Source organism: Nitrosopumilus sp. b3 (assembly GCF_014078525.1).
Classification (GTDB): domain Archaea; phylum Thermoproteota; class Nitrososphaeria; order Nitrososphaerales; family Nitrosopumilaceae; genus Nitrosopumilus.
In genome coordinates this window covers 412,614-427,045 of record NZ_MU078694.1, presented here as the reverse complement: position 1 = coordinate 427,045, position 14,432 = coordinate 412,614, and the positions used below count along the sequence as shown (strand labels likewise).

The 14,432-nt window shown below is 34.0% G+C and carries 25 protein-coding genes and 1 tRNA gene; 19 read left to right on the top strand and 7 right to left on the bottom strand.

Annotated elements, in window-relative coordinates; translation table 11 throughout:
* Position 1: 1 nt before the first annotated feature.
* Positions 2-1,024, bottom strand: coding sequence for a flap endonuclease-1 (gene fen, locus C6990_RS04685; protein ID WP_182128850.1), 1,023 nt, complete (start codon positions 1,022-1,024; stop codon positions 2-4).
* Between the two features lie 100 nt (positions 1,025-1,124).
* Here fen and C6990_RS04680 point away from each other — a divergent pair, with 100 nt between their 5' ends.
* The 4 genes from C6990_RS04680 (at position 1,125) to C6990_RS04665 (ending at position 2,692) form a co-directional block, all read left to right on the top strand.
* Positions 1,125-1,391 (top strand): hypothetical protein, encoded by a 267-nt coding sequence (locus C6990_RS04680; protein ID WP_182128848.1) that lies wholly within the window; start codon positions 1,125-1,127, stop codon positions 1,389-1,391.
* Positions 1,392-1,437: 46 nt separating this feature from the next.
* Positions 1,438-1,519 (top strand) — tRNA-Ser (locus C6990_RS04675).
* A gap of 74 nt (positions 1,520-1,593) precedes the next feature.
* Complete coding sequence (locus C6990_RS04670; protein WP_182128846.1) at positions 1,594-2,091, top strand: winged helix-turn-helix transcriptional regulator; 498 nt, start codon at positions 1,594-1,596, stop codon at positions 2,089-2,091.
* Between the two features lie 61 nt (positions 2,092-2,152).
* Positions 2,153-2,692 (top strand): DsrE family protein, encoded by a 540-nt coding sequence (locus tag C6990_RS04665; RefSeq protein WP_182128844.1) that lies wholly within the window; start codon positions 2,153-2,155, stop codon positions 2,690-2,692.
* Positions 2,693-2,929: 237 nt separating this feature from the next.
* On the opposite strand, the gene C6990_RS04660 is transcribed toward C6990_RS04665, so the two are convergent.
* On the bottom strand, positions 2,930-3,394 hold the full coding sequence (locus C6990_RS04660; RefSeq protein ID WP_182128842.1) for a universal stress protein: 465 nt from the start codon (positions 3,392-3,394) through the stop codon (positions 2,930-2,932).
* Between the two features lie 132 nt (positions 3,395-3,526).
* Here C6990_RS04660 and C6990_RS04655 point away from each other — a divergent pair, with 132 nt between their 5' ends.
* From C6990_RS04655 to C6990_RS04625, 7 genes are all read left to right on the top strand, one after another.
* Positions 3,527-3,985 (top strand): hypothetical protein, encoded by a 459-nt coding sequence (locus C6990_RS04655; protein WP_182128840.1) that lies wholly within the window; start codon positions 3,527-3,529, stop codon positions 3,983-3,985.
* A gap of 228 nt (positions 3,986-4,213) precedes the next feature.
* Complete coding sequence (locus C6990_RS04650; RefSeq protein WP_182128838.1) at positions 4,214-4,723, top strand: Dps family protein; 510 nt, start codon at positions 4,214-4,216, stop codon at positions 4,721-4,723.
* A gap of 77 nt (positions 4,724-4,800) precedes the next feature.
* Positions 4,801-4,986: a hypothetical protein gene (locus tag C6990_RS04645; RefSeq protein ID WP_182128836.1), complete on the top strand. Its 186-nt coding sequence runs from the start codon at positions 4,801-4,803 to the stop codon at positions 4,984-4,986.
* Positions 4,987-5,048: 62 nt separating this feature from the next.
* Positions 5,049-5,696: a nitroreductase family protein gene (locus C6990_RS04640; RefSeq protein WP_182128834.1), complete on the top strand. Its 648-nt coding sequence runs from the start codon at positions 5,049-5,051 to the stop codon at positions 5,694-5,696.
* Positions 5,697-5,747: 51 nt separating this feature from the next.
* The gene (locus tag C6990_RS04635; protein WP_182128832.1) at positions 5,748-5,981 is read left to right on the top strand and encodes an Lrp/AsnC ligand binding domain-containing protein; all 234 of its coding nucleotides are present in this window, start codon (positions 5,748-5,750) and stop codon (positions 5,979-5,981) included.
* 55 nt (positions 5,982-6,036) lie between these two features.
* Positions 6,037-6,213 (top strand): hypothetical protein, encoded by a 177-nt coding sequence (locus C6990_RS04630; RefSeq protein ID WP_182128830.1) that lies wholly within the window; start codon positions 6,037-6,039, stop codon positions 6,211-6,213.
* A gap of 65 nt (positions 6,214-6,278) precedes the next feature.
* On the top strand, positions 6,279-6,656 hold the full coding sequence (locus tag C6990_RS04625) for a hypothetical protein (protein ID WP_182128828.1): 378 nt from the start codon (positions 6,279-6,281) through the stop codon (positions 6,654-6,656).
* 195 nt (positions 6,657-6,851) lie between these two features.
* Here C6990_RS04625 and C6990_RS04620 read toward each other — a convergent pair whose 3' ends face one another.
* Positions 6,852-7,178, bottom strand: a complete 327-nt coding sequence (locus C6990_RS04620; protein WP_182129106.1) for a hypothetical protein — start codon at positions 7,176-7,178, stop codon at positions 6,852-6,854.
* Between the two features lie 63 nt (positions 7,179-7,241).
* Complete coding sequence (locus C6990_RS04615) at positions 7,242-7,703, bottom strand: SRPBCC family protein (protein ID WP_182128826.1); 462 nt, start codon at positions 7,701-7,703, stop codon at positions 7,242-7,244.
* 77 nt (positions 7,704-7,780) lie between these two features.
* Here C6990_RS04615 and C6990_RS04610 point away from each other — a divergent pair, with 77 nt between their 5' ends.
* The 4 genes from C6990_RS04610 to C6990_RS04595 all read left to right on the top strand — a co-directional run bounded on the left by C6990_RS04610 (position 7,781) and on the right by C6990_RS04595 (position 10,225).
* Complete coding sequence (locus C6990_RS04610) at positions 7,781-9,061, top strand: exonuclease SbcC (RefSeq protein WP_182128824.1); 1,281 nt, start codon at positions 7,781-7,783, stop codon at positions 9,059-9,061.
* A 30-nt stretch (positions 9,062-9,091) separates the two neighbouring features.
* Positions 9,092-9,496: a Mov34/MPN/PAD-1 family protein gene (locus tag C6990_RS04605; RefSeq protein ID WP_182128822.1), complete on the top strand. Its 405-nt coding sequence runs from the start codon at positions 9,092-9,094 to the stop codon at positions 9,494-9,496.
* A gap of 71 nt (positions 9,497-9,567) precedes the next feature.
* Complete coding sequence (locus tag C6990_RS04600) at positions 9,568-9,894, top strand: hypothetical protein (RefSeq protein ID WP_182128820.1); 327 nt, start codon at positions 9,568-9,570, stop codon at positions 9,892-9,894.
* A gap of 13 nt (positions 9,895-9,907) precedes the next feature.
* A complete protein-coding gene (locus C6990_RS04595; protein WP_182128818.1) occupies positions 9,908-10,225 on the top strand; it encodes a hypothetical protein in 318 nt (105 codons plus the stop codon).
* Positions 10,226-10,229: 4 nt separating this feature from the next.
* Here C6990_RS04595 and C6990_RS04590 read toward each other — a convergent pair whose 3' ends face one another.
* Both C6990_RS04590 and C6990_RS04585 read right to left on the bottom strand, forming a co-directional pair.
* On the bottom strand, positions 10,230-11,597 hold the full coding sequence (locus C6990_RS04590) for an ABC transporter permease (protein ID WP_182128816.1): 1,368 nt from the start codon (positions 11,595-11,597) through the stop codon (positions 10,230-10,232).
* On the bottom strand, positions 11,594-12,643 hold the full coding sequence (locus tag C6990_RS04585; RefSeq protein WP_220463372.1) for an ABC transporter permease: 1,050 nt from the start codon (positions 12,641-12,643) through the stop codon (positions 11,594-11,596). Before C6990_RS04585 ends, C6990_RS04590 begins: the two co-directional genes overlap by 4 nt.
* Before the next feature lie 93 nt (positions 12,644-12,736).
* Here C6990_RS04585 and C6990_RS04580 point away from each other — a divergent pair, with 93 nt between their 5' ends.
* From C6990_RS04580 to C6990_RS04565, 4 genes are all read left to right on the top strand, one after another.
* A complete protein-coding gene (locus C6990_RS04580) occupies positions 12,737-13,078 on the top strand; it encodes a CxxC-x17-CxxC domain-containing protein (RefSeq protein ID WP_182128814.1) in 342 nt (113 codons plus the stop codon).
* An 82-nt stretch (positions 13,079-13,160) separates the two neighbouring features.
* A complete protein-coding gene (locus C6990_RS04575) occupies positions 13,161-13,337 on the top strand; it encodes a YwbE family protein (protein ID WP_182128812.1) in 177 nt (58 codons plus the stop codon).
* Positions 13,338-13,517: 180 nt separating this feature from the next.
* The gene (locus tag C6990_RS04570) at positions 13,518-13,811 is read left to right on the top strand and encodes a hypothetical protein (RefSeq protein ID WP_182128810.1); all 294 of its coding nucleotides are present in this window, start codon (positions 13,518-13,520) and stop codon (positions 13,809-13,811) included.
* A 19-nt stretch (positions 13,812-13,830) separates the two neighbouring features.
* A complete protein-coding gene (locus C6990_RS04565) occupies positions 13,831-14,070 on the top strand; it encodes a hypothetical protein (RefSeq protein WP_182128808.1) in 240 nt (79 codons plus the stop codon).
* 1 nt (position 14,071) lies between these two features.
* On the opposite strand, the gene C6990_RS04560 is transcribed toward C6990_RS04565, so the two are convergent.
* Complete coding sequence (locus C6990_RS04560; protein ID WP_182128806.1) at positions 14,072-14,407, bottom strand: arsenate reductase family protein; 336 nt, start codon at positions 14,405-14,407, stop codon at positions 14,072-14,074.
* Positions 14,408-14,432 lie beyond the last annotated feature (25 nt).

Sequence of the window (14,432 nt, the reverse complement as noted above, 5' to 3'; positions counted from 1 at the left end):
ATTAAAACCACTGATCTAGATTCTGACTTTTCTTCTCTAATGCTTTTTTTAGTCTGTTAAGTGTTGATTGAACTCTATCTTCTGAAAAACTTCTTTCTTTTACCAGATAATTTGTCATTCCTTCATAATCTACTTCATTAAAAATTATCTCGTCTACGTCTGCAACTTCTGGATTTAAGAAAATCTTTCTTATCTGTTCAAAATCAATTTCTTGTAATTGCTCTTGGATTTGAGGAATATCTTCTAATCTTAAATGCTGTCTAATCATTTTTAGTGCAGTTTTTGGACCAATTCTCTCAAAACCATTTGGGTTAAAATCAGTACCTATTAAAATTCCTACATCAATTAACTGCTCTCTTGTCAACTCTAACGCTTTGAGTGTTTTTTCAGTTTCAATAATTTCTGGAACAATGTCGATGTAGGTGTTTCTATTGGGTATTTTTCTTCTTCCGCTGTTTGTAAAATTTCTAACTAATCTTTTTGCTCCACATAAAATAGAATCAAAGTCTTGACTTGCTGATGCAAAAGCTTGTCCTGTGTTTGTAAGATGTGCAGCAGTTGCTTCCCCCTCAGATGGTGCATCAATATATGGTATGCCAAAATATGTGAGGATTTGTTTTGATTCTTTTACCATTCCGTCTTTCATACTGGTTGTCTGCTGAGCATATTTTCTTGCATCTTCCATATTTCCAGCAGCTACTGCTTTTTCGTATTTTACTGTAGCATCTTTTTTAATCTGTTTTCTGCGCTCAATTTCCGCTGTTTTCAATGATGGTGGCTTTCCATCAAAAACATAGACTGGCTTTATTCCTAATGATAGAAAATTCACATTCCTGTATAACAATCCACTCAAATGGCTGGTTATCCTTCCTTCAGAATCTGATAATTGCAAACCATCTGGTCCTCTTATACTTGCTAGAAATTGGTAGATTGCATTGTATGCATCAATAGCAATTACTTTGGTTGAAAATGCATCTAGAGTTGTTTTCTCCCTGACTACTAAATCTTTAAGATTTAACCCCATTGAGAAACATTGGATTTTTGTTCTATTTTGTGTTTATCCTTTTGATTTGATCGTTTTTTTAAAATCATTTTTAATATGTCAGGGTTTTTAGCAAATTATTATGTCAAAGATGAATATTTCATCTGGATTAGAGGAAAAAATTTTTGATTTTAAAACAGACCATCATGGCGTTATCACAAAGATTGTTTCATACTTTCCGCTTTCTGAGAATCAAAGACAAGAAATTGTCTCTGCGATAGGATTTGATTTTAGTAATTTTACATCGATTTTTTCAGATACTGTATCTGAGGAAGAATGGAATAAAACTAAAGAGCAGATCAAAAAGAAATTTCATGATGAATTGTTTGATATTGATAAAATCAAGTAAGAAATTTTCTAATTTGCTTTATTATGGAGAAAATCCCAGACTAGATGCCGGGATAGCCAAGTGGTAAGGCGGCCGTCTCGAAAACGGCTACGCGCAAGCGTGCAGGGGTTCGAATCCCTTTCCCGGCGGCTTAACATCATATCGATTCTCAAAAGAAGAAATCGTTCACATAATTAAATTGCGCAATGATATTTTCATAACTATGGGTAGGAGAGAAGAAATTCTCAAAATGATTCAAAACTCTCCTGGAATACATGTTAGAGGCTTGATAAAGGAGACGGGATTTGAGAATGGTGTACTAGTCCATTATTTACAACAATTAGAAAAACAAGGCAAGATAAAGTCACAAAAGCGTCCAAAATATCTGAGATATTACCCAATGGATGTTTCAGATGATGAGTTTCCAATAATAAGAAATATGAGAAAACCTACCAAAAAACAGGTTCTTTTTGAAATTTTAGTTGAGGGTACGCCGAGCTTTCAAGACTTGACAATCAAAATAAACAAAGCGCCAGGGACTATCTCTTGGAATCTTTCTGCGTTAATTGATGAGGGTATAATTGAAAAATGTAAAATAAATGGAAAACAATGCTATAAAATAAAAGATAAAGCATTATTTAAAAAAACATTTCAGAAGGAATTTTCAAAACTCTTTGAAAAAAATGATGAACATGATGAAGATATTTTTTTGGCATTATAATTTTGGTACATTCGATGAAGTAACCAATTTTGTTTTTTAACATAATGTTGTACTTTAACCAATGAAATCAATTCTAAAATATTCCATAACCGGAACTGCACTTGCAACTCTTTTGGTTGTTGCAGCAATATCAGTTCAAGGTGTGGATTATGAAGCAGAAGCCTTGATTGGTGCTCAAAGCTCTTCTGAGTTAGGATTAGAGGGTGAAAGGGCTAAAATGGGATTGGGTACAGGCTATGATGACCGTCTATATGTAATTCATATAACTAGTGGAGATCCTAATAGCCAGCATCAAGTACATGCTTCGATGATGGGAATACAACATGCCAAAGCTTTTCAAAGTGCTGGAAAGGATGTCATAGTTTTCCTTGATGTTGATGGTGTCCGCATTGCAGATGAAGACAGACCTACGGCTCTTACGGTTCAGCATGAGGCCTTAAAGGAATTTCTGAATAATGGTGGTAGAGTTATTGCATGTGAGCATTGTATTGGTAGTTTTGATGTAGATAATCTTCTACGTGGTGTAGAGGTAGATCCTCATCCATACATGCCTAAAATTCAAAAAATCCTATCTGAAGTTGATGTTGTATTGGATTACTGACATCGATTTTTTTCTTTATTTTTTTTAATTTCACTCACCATAAATCTAATTTGAAATTATCTACTCTAAAAAATAAATATTCTATATCCCAACTAAAAGTGATTTTACAACTGAATGCTCATGATTTGGTTATACGTTTGCAAAATATAGAATAGCAACAATTGTTACAAATAATGCACCAAATGTCGCAATTACAAACGAATCAATTTTTTTCACATTTTTTAAAATTTTATACATCTATTTTCCACCCTCTATGAGTAAAACCGGACACGCAACTCTCTCTAAAACTTTTCGAGATACACTACCTAGCTTCAAAATTGATTTAATCCCTCGTAGTTTTCTTCGTTTTGCCATTACTACCAAATCAAATTCTTGGTCATTAGTAATGTGTGCAATTTCTTCTTCAGGATGCCCCTCTACTACTTTAACTGACGCGGCAACATTGTCTCTTTTTAACTCATCAACAAGTTTTTGCATGCTCACCTCCATCTCTTTTTTCATTTCCATTTTTGCTTTCTTGAGTTCATCTTTCCATTTACTCCTTCCATGATCAAACGTAAATGAAGAGGGTTCAGGAATTCTTTCAACAATGTGAAGAATTGTTAATTCTGCATTGTGAATTTTTGCTAGTTTCTTTGCATGAGATAATGCTTTGTTGCCTGCTTTTGTACCTGCATGAGGGACAAGAATTTTTTCATACATAATACTAATCCAATTTTTTGACATATAAGTAAAAACCTAAAAAAATTCTAGTGCTAAAATAGATCCTTTTATTAGGCACTAGTAGTTAAAAAATAATTTCTATAAATATTAAATTTTCATTTTTATTTCTAATTGACTCGTTTTGTAATAACTGATTCACTCAAAAAAAGACTCAGCTTTATAATATTCACATTAATCCTTGTTTTTCTATTTGGATTAGTTAACATTGAGCATACTTCACTAGGTATTCCGGAACCCCTTTTCCCAATTTCTGAAGAAACTGAGATTGTATTTGACATTGTATTTTGGATAGCTGTTGGACTTTTTGTAATTGAATTAACAATTGCCTACCTTGAAATAAGAAATCTCCAAATTTTTTTAAGAAAAAATTGGCTTGAAATAATTTTACTTTCACTGATGTTTGTATTTGGTGGATTTGAATTATTGAGAATTTCTTTACCTACTCTAGACCAGATCAAAATTTCTAAGACTTCATTTAAACTGTTGAAGATATCTGTTGCATTAATAGACCAGATCAAAATTTCTAAGATTGGCTTTAGGAATGTTCAAAAACCTAATTCTTATTCATAGTTGATGAAAACTATCGTAATCGCCACTAGTAAAACTCCTAGTCTGATGATCTGTCAATACTAGATAATTTGCATAATAACACCATTTTTGATGTCAGTGCGTCAAACTTTTTGTACCATTCACTTCCCCAGTGCGTTTAGCATCATAAAATAATATCATAAAAAAGTGCTTTTGGCACTAGAATGAAATCCCAGAAATACTAAATAGTAAAACAGCCTAAAGACTGCAATGGCACAAATAAACGACACAGCACTAGAGAAAAACATTGACATTGGAATTGCCCAACATGACAGAGAAGGAGTAGTCAGCTTACTGACTTCTTTACTTGCAGATGAATATGTACTGTATACGAAGACTAGGAATTATCATTGGAATGTAGTCAGTCCACATTTCAATGATTATCATAAATTCTTTGAAGGTCAATATGGTGAGCTTGAAGTAATCATTGATGATGTTGCAGAAAGAATCAGGCAACTAGGTGGCAAAGCAATTTCTACTCTTGAAGAGTTGAAATCACACACTAGACTCAAAGAGCATCCTGGTCAATACCCTGATGACAAAACAATGTTTTCAAATCTAGCAGAAGATCATGAATCAATTATTCGTGATTTAAGGGCTGATCTTGTAAAATCTGATCAGAGTTTTCATGATATGGGAACTAGTGATTTTCTGACAGGACTTATGGAACAACATGAAAAGATGTTGTGGATGATTCGAGCAACTGCTCCTACATCCTGATATTTTTTCAATAACTTCTTTTTTCCAAATGTTATTCTCTTCAAAATGTTTAAAGTTACATGAATTAACTGACAATCATGACTAGTGAGACTGAAACAAAAATCCGTGAATCAGGGATTTCTACTGCTGAACTGATTTCCCATTTTAGAGAAAAATGCAAAGTATGTGGACACCACAGAATTATGCACAATGACTTGGGTGCTTGTGAGGGAGTGATGAATAAACCATGCACTTCAGGGTGTGATGGTTTTGATCCTGAATGATCCTAGACTCAAAGTTTTTGCCCATTCTAATTCTTTAATAAGATATTTTCTGTAACCTAAACATGGATTCAGAAAAAAAAGAGGAGAAGATTTTTCCTTTAGGGTATGAACCATCAGACATCCCTGTTTCTGACAATCCAAACGTGAGAAATCAATTACTTGATTTTATTTTGCAATCTGGGCCTACAGAAGTTGTAGATACTGATTTGTTTGCTGTGATGGCAAAGAGACGCTCAACAAGAAAGTTCTCAGATAAACCCGTGGAAACTACAAAGATTGACAAAATCATTGCAGCAGCTGATACTGCCCCAACTGCTGGAAACTTTCAGGGATTTGAAATATTTTATGTAAAAAGTCCAGAAAAGAAAAAACTACTAGTTGAGGCATGCAATAAGCAACCATACGTTGATGCCCCTGTAGTTTTGGTTTTTTGCAAAAACCCTTCAAGAGTAAAATTCGACTTTCCTGATGAGATTCTTGCAAAATTTGCTATTCAGGATGCCACATTAGCTGCAGGCTACTCTCAGCTTGCCGCTCAAGCATTAGGATTAAGCTCGATTTGGATTGGAATGTTTGATGAGAAAAAAGTCATGGACGTAATTGGGACGGATCATATTCCATCATCTGTTTTGTGTATCGGATACCCAAAACAAACAAAGTTCCCAAAACCTAGAAGGAATCTAAAAGATCTGGTCCATGTTGTATGGTAGGACCGCCTAAAATTATTCATCTTTAAATAATCATAGTTATTTGTTAGATTCATGACTGATGCATATGTTATGCTAAATTGTGAATTGGGTTCTGAAGAACAAATCATTGAAGAACTAAAGCAGATTGAACAAGTTGTTGATGTCTTTGAAACTATTGGGACTCATGACATGTTAGTCAAACTGCAAGCTGAAAATTTCGAAAAAGTTCGTGAGATTGTTTCTTGGAATATTCAAAAGATGAAAAATGTTCGCTCCACTGCAACATTGATAAAAAAAGATAACTGACGATTATCTGTAATCCTTGAAAATTTAATTATGATAATCTCCATATCCAATTCATATGGTTGATGATAAAAATGAGATTGAAAAACTCATTGATAATATGATTACAAGTGGGGATGAGTTAGTTGATAATCTAAAGAGTGTTCTTCCTGACTCCTTGGCAGAGTCTATGGTGATGTTTCACGAGTCAAATGTCTCAAATTTAAAAAAAATACGTGAATTTCTAAACAAATAGACACTGCAAAACGATTCCTATGATTTCTACTATATCCTTTTTAACAATAAAGTAGTATTCTGGCTATGACTAGATCCAGAACTATCACCATCACTGTAAAAAAGAAGACCGGGGATGCCTTTGATGCAATTTTACAGGCTCCTCCCAAAATGATCCCTGATGCCAAAATTAACGATGATGGATGGTGGTCATTTACAGGCCCTCACGGAAAGGCTAAACTCAAATTTAATGAAAACAAGTCATTAGGAATTTTGGACCATCAATATGTTGATGAGGAATCAAAATGGGATGTTCCAATGAGAGTTGTTTCTAATGGTGATTTTTCAGACGTAGTTATTACTTTAAACAAGCCGGATGAATTAACCGACTCTCAATTTGATCAAAGAATGACTGAAATTGGTGATATGGTACTCTCTATGAAAAATATTATAGAATTAACATAATTCTAATTTTTCCAATTTTTAAAAAAATTACTCATGATTGGTCAAGTAGAAATCATTCCTTAAGGTTAAATGCAAATTTGGTTATACTATTCTGAGAGAAAAATGCCATATGAAGAAGTTTATTTTCAAAGAATGGAAGAAGACAATCCCGAGTATAATCAAAAACTAAAATCTAAAAAAAATAATTGATTGTTTTCAATCATCTTTAGACGAATCATCATTTTGAGTTCCCGGACCTACCATGTCTTCCGGATTCACTTTATTGTCCCAATCCCCCTTTAGACCTTTAACTAAGGAAATGATGCCAGCACCAATGAGAGCAAGAACTACTGAAAAGAATATTGTCTGATCAAGTATCTTAAATGAACAGTTAATTTCAACAGGTGGCCTGTCCTCAAAATATTCATAACATGTGCCAAATTCGTTTGATTCCAATGTCGCTGCCTGATAATTGTCCCCGAAGATACCTAAAACAAGAAATCCTGCAAAAACAAGTCCTATCCCAATTAAAATAAATCTCATATCACTCATAATGATTTTTCCTGATTTATCGTATTTACAGTTTGACCTAAAAATTATCTAGTATCATTTTTCAAGCAATGCTTTTAGATTTTCTAATGATGCCTCATAAAATGATCCCATAAATGCCAGGAATTGAAGGAATTGACCTTGAGACATTTTTTTACTGTTCAGATAAGACTGCCATGTCAATTCCACACTCTTGCTTGATTTAGCTTTGATGGATATTGTTGCAACATATGCCCGTAATGGTAATCCCTCAGTTGCAACATATGTGAAAGACTCTTTATCCTTCCAAGCCACAACATGCTCTTCAATCTTGTTTCCATCTGCAAATGTAATTAGCCTAACTGCTCCTACACCCTTCTTCTTTTTAGAAAGAATAACGGTCTTTTTTACATCAACGAGCCAAGATGGCAATCCGACAATGTTGCTAATTTTTCTCCAAACCTTCTCTTTTGATGCCTTTATGGTGATTGTTTTTTTGACTGAACCTGAATTATATGATTTTTTTACCGATTTTCTCATATGATTCTGTCAACTTTGTTGGATTTTAAATTTTAGTTGTACAACAATTTTTAATCCCCAGTGTACAATATTATCAAATGGTCTTTGGATGGGGTAAAAAAAAACAGGATCAAATACCTGTAGAAGATATTCCAAAAGATAAAAAAATCAGCCTTTCTAATGTACCACAAATTGTCACTGAACTCACTCAATTAAGAGAGTCGCAAGCTATTTCTGAAATTAAAATTCTAAGAAAAAACACTTCGCCCCTAATTGATGAGCTGACAAACATTGGACAAATGTTAGAAAAGGACAATCTAAGTGTTGATGATATTGATAAACATCTTGCAATAATTGTTGTTAGGGGTAAAAAACAAGTAATTGATATAATCAAAAAAGGAGTAACTAAAATCCCTGAGATATCCTCAATTGACGATGCTCAAAAATTAGATTCTACACTCAACCAAATTCTAAAAAAAGTGGGTGATGTCTTGGGACGACAAACCAGAGTTATCCATATTTTTGCAAAAAAATATGCTGCCCAATTAAAAAATAACCTGGAGGTGATGAACAAGAATCATTCTGAGATTCACCAGATTCTAAATAATTTTGAAAAAACACAATCTTCTTCTAATCAAATTCATTCTCTTTTAGAGCAAATTAAAACCCTGCAGGAGACTCGAATTAAAAATGAAAAAAAGATTCGTGAAACTAAGGATAACACAAATTCCCTTGAAGAAAAAATTTCATCAATTGAGAATTCAATTAAAGAAATCAAATCTTCTGAGAACTACAAGAAATATCTTGAATTAAAAAAATCGTTAAATGATTTTAGTAAACAGAGATTGAAAATTAAAAACGAAATAGATGCTCAATTTACAAAAATATCTCGTCCATTAAGTAGATATGAATATGCTTCATCATTGGATAAAGATCAACAGAGTATTCTATCTCAACTAAATGCTGATCCGTTCAAAATTCTTCTACCAAAAAATAAAGATTCTATTATTGTGATTTTAGAAAATGTTCGAAAAGCCGTATCTTCTGAATCAATATCTGTCAAAGATGTTGGAAAGACTTTGTCTCTGATTACTGAGACAGAAGAGGCACTTGATGTATTCCTAAAACAGGTTGATGAATATCATAAAAAATATGAATCCCTGGAAGGTGATTTGAAATCTCTAAAACCAAAAGATCTAGTTTCTTTTGAACAAGATTTGGAAAAAAACATCTCCTCCAAAGAAGATGCCTTGCACAGATTGAAAACTGCTGAAATTGATATCAAGGAAATTGATGCCAAGATTCCTCAGATAATTCGCCAAATTGAAGAAAAGCTGAAACAATTTTCTAGTGCTAGGTACATTATAGATCCGTCTTAAATTAAATTAGTTTGAAACTGGAGTGTTTTTGTGTTCTTTAAAAAGAAAAAATTTCAACGTCAAGTCTTGATTCAAAAAGATGTCCTTGACAGTATACTTTCTTTTTGCCAAATGAAACATCCTAATGAAGGGATTTTGATTCTCAAAGGAAAATCAAAAAATGGTGAAATCACAATTGATGGATTGGTGATTCCTCCCTTTAGTGAAACAGGTCCTACTTTTGCAGGATTTCCACATTCATTTTTGCCTTTTGATATGAGCTATATTGGAATCGTTCATTCACATCCTAGCGGTTCAGCTGAGCCATCGGTAACTGATCTGCACAATTTTTTTGGCTTGATTTCATTAATTGTAAAATCGCCTTACGATGATGATTCTATTTTTGCATGGGATAGTAATGGAAATAGTGTTCCTTTGGAAATTCTATCAAAATGAAAAATTCCTGTGGTGAAAACTGAAAATAACTGACAAAACTTTATAACCTTTTTCCAGGTACTTTTACTCATATGTTTAATTACAAAACTTACTTGCTTTTTCTAGGTGCATCTCTTGCCATTAGTATTGGCTTGCAAATGATTCTTCCATTCCCATATGGTTTAGCCGCAGCTCTTGGAATATTCATTGTATTTCCATTATTTTTAAGAAAACGATACATGAGCCGTATGCGCGGTTATGGTGGAAGTGATTCTGGAACAGGAGGCGGTGGATTCTTTGGAATGGGTTCCCAAGGCGGTTCAGGTGGAGTAAAGTACGTGTGTCTTGTTTGCAACAACAAACACAAAGGCGGAAGTTGTCCACGATGTGGCTCCAAGATGCAACGCGCCGATTTTTGATGGTAATAGAATTATGGCATTAGAGGAATTAAGACAAAAGGTTCTATATCAAAACTCTATTGAGATATGGATTGGAGCAAGTAAGGAAAAAAACATTGATTGGGTTGATACTGATAATTACCAAAAGTTCATTGCGTTTCTTTTAAAAAATAACCTAAATATGAAAAAAATGCCTATCTGCTTTGATGAGTCAGACAAAGCATCCGAAGGCGGTCACAGCAAAAAAGTCTTTGCAAACAAATTAGCAGCAATCAATGATGACAATTCTTCATGCTATTCAATAAAACTGAATGATGCTAATATCGAATTGATTCGAAAATTTGAACTCTGATTTACTATCTTTTTAACTTTGGATTAACTATTGCATCCAACGCATTTCCAATAAATACAAAAGCTAGTCCTGTTATTGCAATCATTACTCCTGGAGGCATTATCCACCACCACAGTCCTCTTGCAGCAGCACCAAATGTATTGGCATCATGTAAAATTTGACCCCATGTTGGAAATGAAGGATCCCCTAATCCTAGAAAACTCAACCCTGCTTCTGTGGTAATGGCAGCTGGAACTGAAATTGCAATGCTTGCAAATGCATATGGGAGTAATTGTGGCAAAATATGTTTTAAAATTATTTTAGAGTCTTTTTGACCCATCATATTTGCTGCATCTACATACCCTCTGGTCTTAATCTGAAGTGACATACTCCTTGCTACCTTTGCAATACCTACCCATCCAAAAATCATCAAAAACCCTATCATCAAAAATATGCTGTTGCTTATTGTCACTGATAGGATGATTAGGAATGGGAGAGCTGGGAGTGCATAGATTACATCGTTGAATCGCATCATAGTTTCATCAGTCTTTTTGCCTTTGAACCCTGCATAGACACCATATAGCAAACCAGCCACTACGGAAGCAATTGAAACAACTATTCCAATGAATAGCGCAAGTGGGGTTCCCCACAGTAGTCCTACTGCCAAATCTCGTCTCAATTCATCCGTTCCCATTATTCCAAAAGCTTTTCCTCCGATGATTAATTTTGATTCGTGAATTTGATTTTCAGCGTTAACTCCGTACAAATCTATAGAAAAAACATAGCTTCCCTTTAAGGGTTCATTTGATTGTATTTTTGAAAAAACAATATCTTCAGATGATAATCTTTCAAGAGGGAATTGAAATTTTTCTGATTGCAGAAACAGATTCTTCTTTATTACTACATCTGTTGAAAAAATTCTTTCACTGTGAATTGTATTTGAACTAGAATGAGGAAGTGAAGTTGATAATAATTCAAGTTTTACTCCATCTGGTCTAATCACTGACATTTTCAATAGTGGTGACCCTGAATATTCTGATGAGAATACATAGATGAAATCATTGGGGAAATGATCATAATCAAAATTTAATCCGAATTGATGTGATGTAAGAGATATCTCGTCTTGGAAAATATTTTGAATATTTGGTTCTTCTAAAATTTTATGCTCTGGAATTTTCTCAATCATAAATAAATTGACCCAAATTGGAATTGCTACCTTTGGATACAGTATCCAACTTCCGGGATTGTTCCATTCCTGAAACGTCTCAATTGGAATTACAATCATCGCAATAATTGATGTACATATCAAAATCGAGAGAATCGTAATTCCTGCAATGCCCATCTTGCTACTGAAAAATTCTCGTTTTATTTCCTGAGGTGTTATTCCGCTCATTGGCCTGTTCTCACTCTGGGATCAAAATAACCATATAACAAATCCGCAATGAATATGCTGATTAAAAAGAATACTGTAAGTAAATATGTCGCACCGATAATTACTGGAAGATCCATTACTGTAATTGCTTCAAAATACAATCTCCCCATTCCTGGCCAATCAAATACTGCTTCTGTGATAATTGCCCCGCCAAGAGATCCTGACAAACTAAGGGCCAAAATTGTAACAATTGGTGGTGCTGCATTTTTTAGTGCATGAGTGTAAATGATTTTTTTCTGTGAAATCCCAATTGTTTTTTTTGCCATGATGAAATCTTCTTGCATAATCCCAACCATGAAATTTCTCACCAAATAAGCCCAAGATCCAAAACCAATCATTACAATAGTGATCAATGGCAGTGCCATATGGTATAGCAAAGAGCCAATGTATCCAGGATCTGTGGATGGGATGTCTGGAGTTGCCCTTGCAGGAAATATTTGGTATGTGAATGCAAACAAGAATATCATCAACATTCCTATCCACCAAACAGGAAAGCTAGAACTGATTATTGCAAAACTAGATGTTATTCTGTCAATGATAGAACCGACTTTGCTACTTGATAAGGCTCCTAGGAAGATTCCGATAATTGAGATGATTATCGTTGCAGTAGTAAAAAGTAAAACTGTTCTTGGAAGCTTCTCAAAGAGTATGTCTTTTACATTCGATGATCCCTCATCACTTGTTAGAAATGTGGCATGCCCAAAATCAAGTAGTAATATTTTGTACATTGTTATTCCTATACGTTGAGGCGAATACCAAGGCTCATCTAACCCCAAAATCTTGGTTCTTTGATCAATTTGGGCTTGAACAAATGCCTCAAACTCATCTACGGATGAAAAACTCTCTGCAATGGCAGGGTTTTCAGTAATCTCGGACCTGACTTGAAAAACTATTCCCTGCTTTAGAATAGTATCCATATTGGAGCCTACTAGAGAAATTGTAATCAACAAAGTAATCATCAAAACCCCGAACATTGTAGCCATTCTCGTGGCAACATATCTTTTCAAACTCACTATTTTCAAGTTAGAGAATTAGTTTATAACATTAGATGTTTTTCCTACAGTTTAATTACGGTAGAATCTCATACCCATTAGAAAGACATGTCCTTTGATAGAGAAAGAGAAATGTTCACCGCGACATGCGGTGACTGTGGAAATGAATGTCAAGTTCCATTCAAGCCAAAAGACGACAGACCTGTTTATTGCAGAGAATGTTTCCAAAATCACAAACCAGCACCAAGACCTGGTGGAAGATTTGGTGGTAGATCCGGCGGCTATGGTGGTGACAGAGGTTCTAGATTTGGTAGAAGAGACAATAGACCACGAGAAATGTTTGACGCAAAATGCGGTGACTGTGGAAATGATTGTCAAGTTCCATTCAAGCCAAAAGACGACAGACCTGTTTATTGCAGAGAATGTTTCCAAAATCACAAACAAAGTTAAAAAAATCGTTTTGAGTAATTTTCAAAACTCCTTTATTTTCTAATACAAAGATTTAGAGTCTTCATATTCTGTAATTTTTTTATTGGTTGACGTCCCTCTTCGAGATAAAATATCCATTGGTGCTGCAGTTCAAATAATTCTTAAAAAAGATCAGAGTACCGGGAATTTGACTGATGGAACAGTAAAGAGGATTTTGACTTCGAGCAATTATCATCCACATGGGATTAAAGTTGAATTAAGTGACGGGAAGATAGGATGAGTCCAGAAAATCCACAAATGAAAATTGACGAGAGTGAAACGAATTCTAGGCGCTAATCAAGGCAGAAAAGCAGTCTCCCGTCTTTTATGGTTACGGCAACATTTGATATAAACATTTTATGAAAATATGAGAAAATTATGGTTTTTAAAATATTATAATTTAGTTTATCTTATTTTATTTATGACTAAAAAAAAGACATTTGATCCTGATACACTTGTTTTAACAAAACCTGAGATTTTGGAATTCTGTGACAGAGTTTTAAAAAAATGGGATAAGAATCCTGCCAAGAATGCAAATAATATTCTTGCAATGAATGCTGTGAAAACTAGCGTTATTTGGACAGATGATGAATCCCTCAAAGCAATTTGGAGCGAGATTTTGGCATGGACATTTGAACTTCTTTATGAGAACGCAATGTCTCACGATGATTTAGAATGGGCAAATGTGATGAAAAAATTAAAGAATAAAAAATGATGATGTATTTAGAAATATTATGAGTGCAAATACTATCAAAAAAGCAAAAAAACTTGTTGAAAGTGGCGGTGTTGTTCAAATTGAGGATGATCTGTTTCAGATAAAATCTTCGTCTGATCCTGAGAAATCATATTTTGTCACATCTGACACATGTGAATGCCCTGGATTCAAAAATTTCTATAAATTTCACCATGGAAAAGGGCTGAAGGCAAATTGCTCTCATTTGGAAGCTATTAGAATTTTCAAAAATGAATCATAGATTATTTTAGGTTCTTTGAATCAATTTTTCCTACAAATGCTTTATTTCCAGAAATAACTATTGGGCGCATAATCAGTCCCGGGTATTTCACCATTAATTTAATAATTTGAGAATCTGTTTTTTGAGCATTCCCCAAATCTAACTCTTTGAACATTTTGTCTCTTTTTCTGAGAAATTCTGCGGGTGTTTTACCTGACATTTTGATGATTTTTTTTAATTCTGTCTCTGAGAGCGGATCTTTGAAAAAGTCTCTTTTCTCAATATCTATCTTCATCCTTTGAATCTCAGTAATTGCTTTTTTACAGGTAATGCAAGTGGGCTTGTGTAGTATTTTCAAATTAATTTTTATATTAAATTTGGAT

Coding starts and splice junctions, on each gene's coding strand:
- C6990_RS04670 (WP_182128846.1), top strand. CDS start 1,594: ATGGGTAGGAGAGAAGAAATTCTCAAAATGATTCAAAACTCTCCTGGA.
- C6990_RS04680 (WP_182128848.1), top strand. CDS start 1,125: ATGTCAAAGATGAATATTTCATCTGGATTAGAGGAAAAAATTTTTGAT.
- C6990_RS04580 (WP_182128814.1), top strand. CDS start 12,737: ATGTCCTTTGATAGAGAAAGAGAAATGTTCACCGCGACATGCGGTGAC.
- C6990_RS04610 (WP_182128824.1), top strand. CDS start 7,781: ATGGTCTTTGGATGGGGTAAAAAAAAACAGGATCAAATACCTGTAGAA.
- C6990_RS04645 (WP_182128836.1), top strand. CDS start 4,801: ATGACTAGTGAGACTGAAACAAAAATCCGTGAATCAGGGATTTCTACT.
- C6990_RS04635 (WP_182128832.1), top strand. CDS start 5,748: ATGACTGATGCATATGTTATGCTAAATTGTGAATTGGGTTCTGAAGAA.
- C6990_RS04630 (WP_182128830.1), top strand. CDS start 6,037: ATGGTTGATGATAAAAATGAGATTGAAAAACTCATTGATAATATGATT.
- C6990_RS04650 (WP_182128838.1), top strand. CDS start 4,214: ATGGCACAAATAAACGACACAGCACTAGAGAAAAACATTGACATTGGA.
- C6990_RS04615 (WP_182128826.1), bottom strand. CDS start 7,703: ATGAGAAAATCGGTAAAAAAATCATATAATTCAGGTTCAGTCAAAAAA.
- C6990_RS04660 (WP_182128842.1), bottom strand. CDS start 3,394: ATGTATGAAAAAATTCTTGTCCCTCATGCAGGTACAAAAGCAGGCAAC.
- C6990_RS04600 (WP_182128820.1), top strand. CDS start 9,568: ATGTTTAATTACAAAACTTACTTGCTTTTTCTAGGTGCATCTCTTGCC.
- C6990_RS04640 (WP_182128834.1), top strand. CDS start 5,049: ATGGATTCAGAAAAAAAAGAGGAGAAGATTTTTCCTTTAGGGTATGAA.
- fen (WP_182128850.1), bottom strand. CDS start 1,024: ATGGGGTTAAATCTTAAAGATTTAGTAGTCAGGGAGAAAACAACTCTA.
- C6990_RS04665 (WP_182128844.1), top strand. CDS start 2,153: ATGAAATCAATTCTAAAATATTCCATAACCGGAACTGCACTTGCAACT.
- C6990_RS04595 (WP_182128818.1), top strand. CDS start 9,908: ATGGCATTAGAGGAATTAAGACAAAAGGTTCTATATCAAAACTCTATT.
- C6990_RS04625 (WP_182128828.1), top strand. CDS start 6,279: ATGACTAGATCCAGAACTATCACCATCACTGTAAAAAAGAAGACCGGG.
- C6990_RS04570 (WP_182128810.1), top strand. CDS start 13,518: ATGACTAAAAAAAAGACATTTGATCCTGATACACTTGTTTTAACAAAA.
- C6990_RS04620 (WP_182129106.1), bottom strand. CDS start 7,178: ATGAGATTTATTTTAATTGGGATAGGACTTGTTTTTGCAGGATTTCTT.
- C6990_RS04590 (WP_182128816.1), bottom strand. CDS start 11,597: ATGAGCGGAATAACACCTCAGGAAATAAAACGAGAATTTTTCAGTAGC.
- C6990_RS04565 (WP_182128808.1), top strand. CDS start 13,831: ATGAGTGCAAATACTATCAAAAAAGCAAAAAAACTTGTTGAAAGTGGC.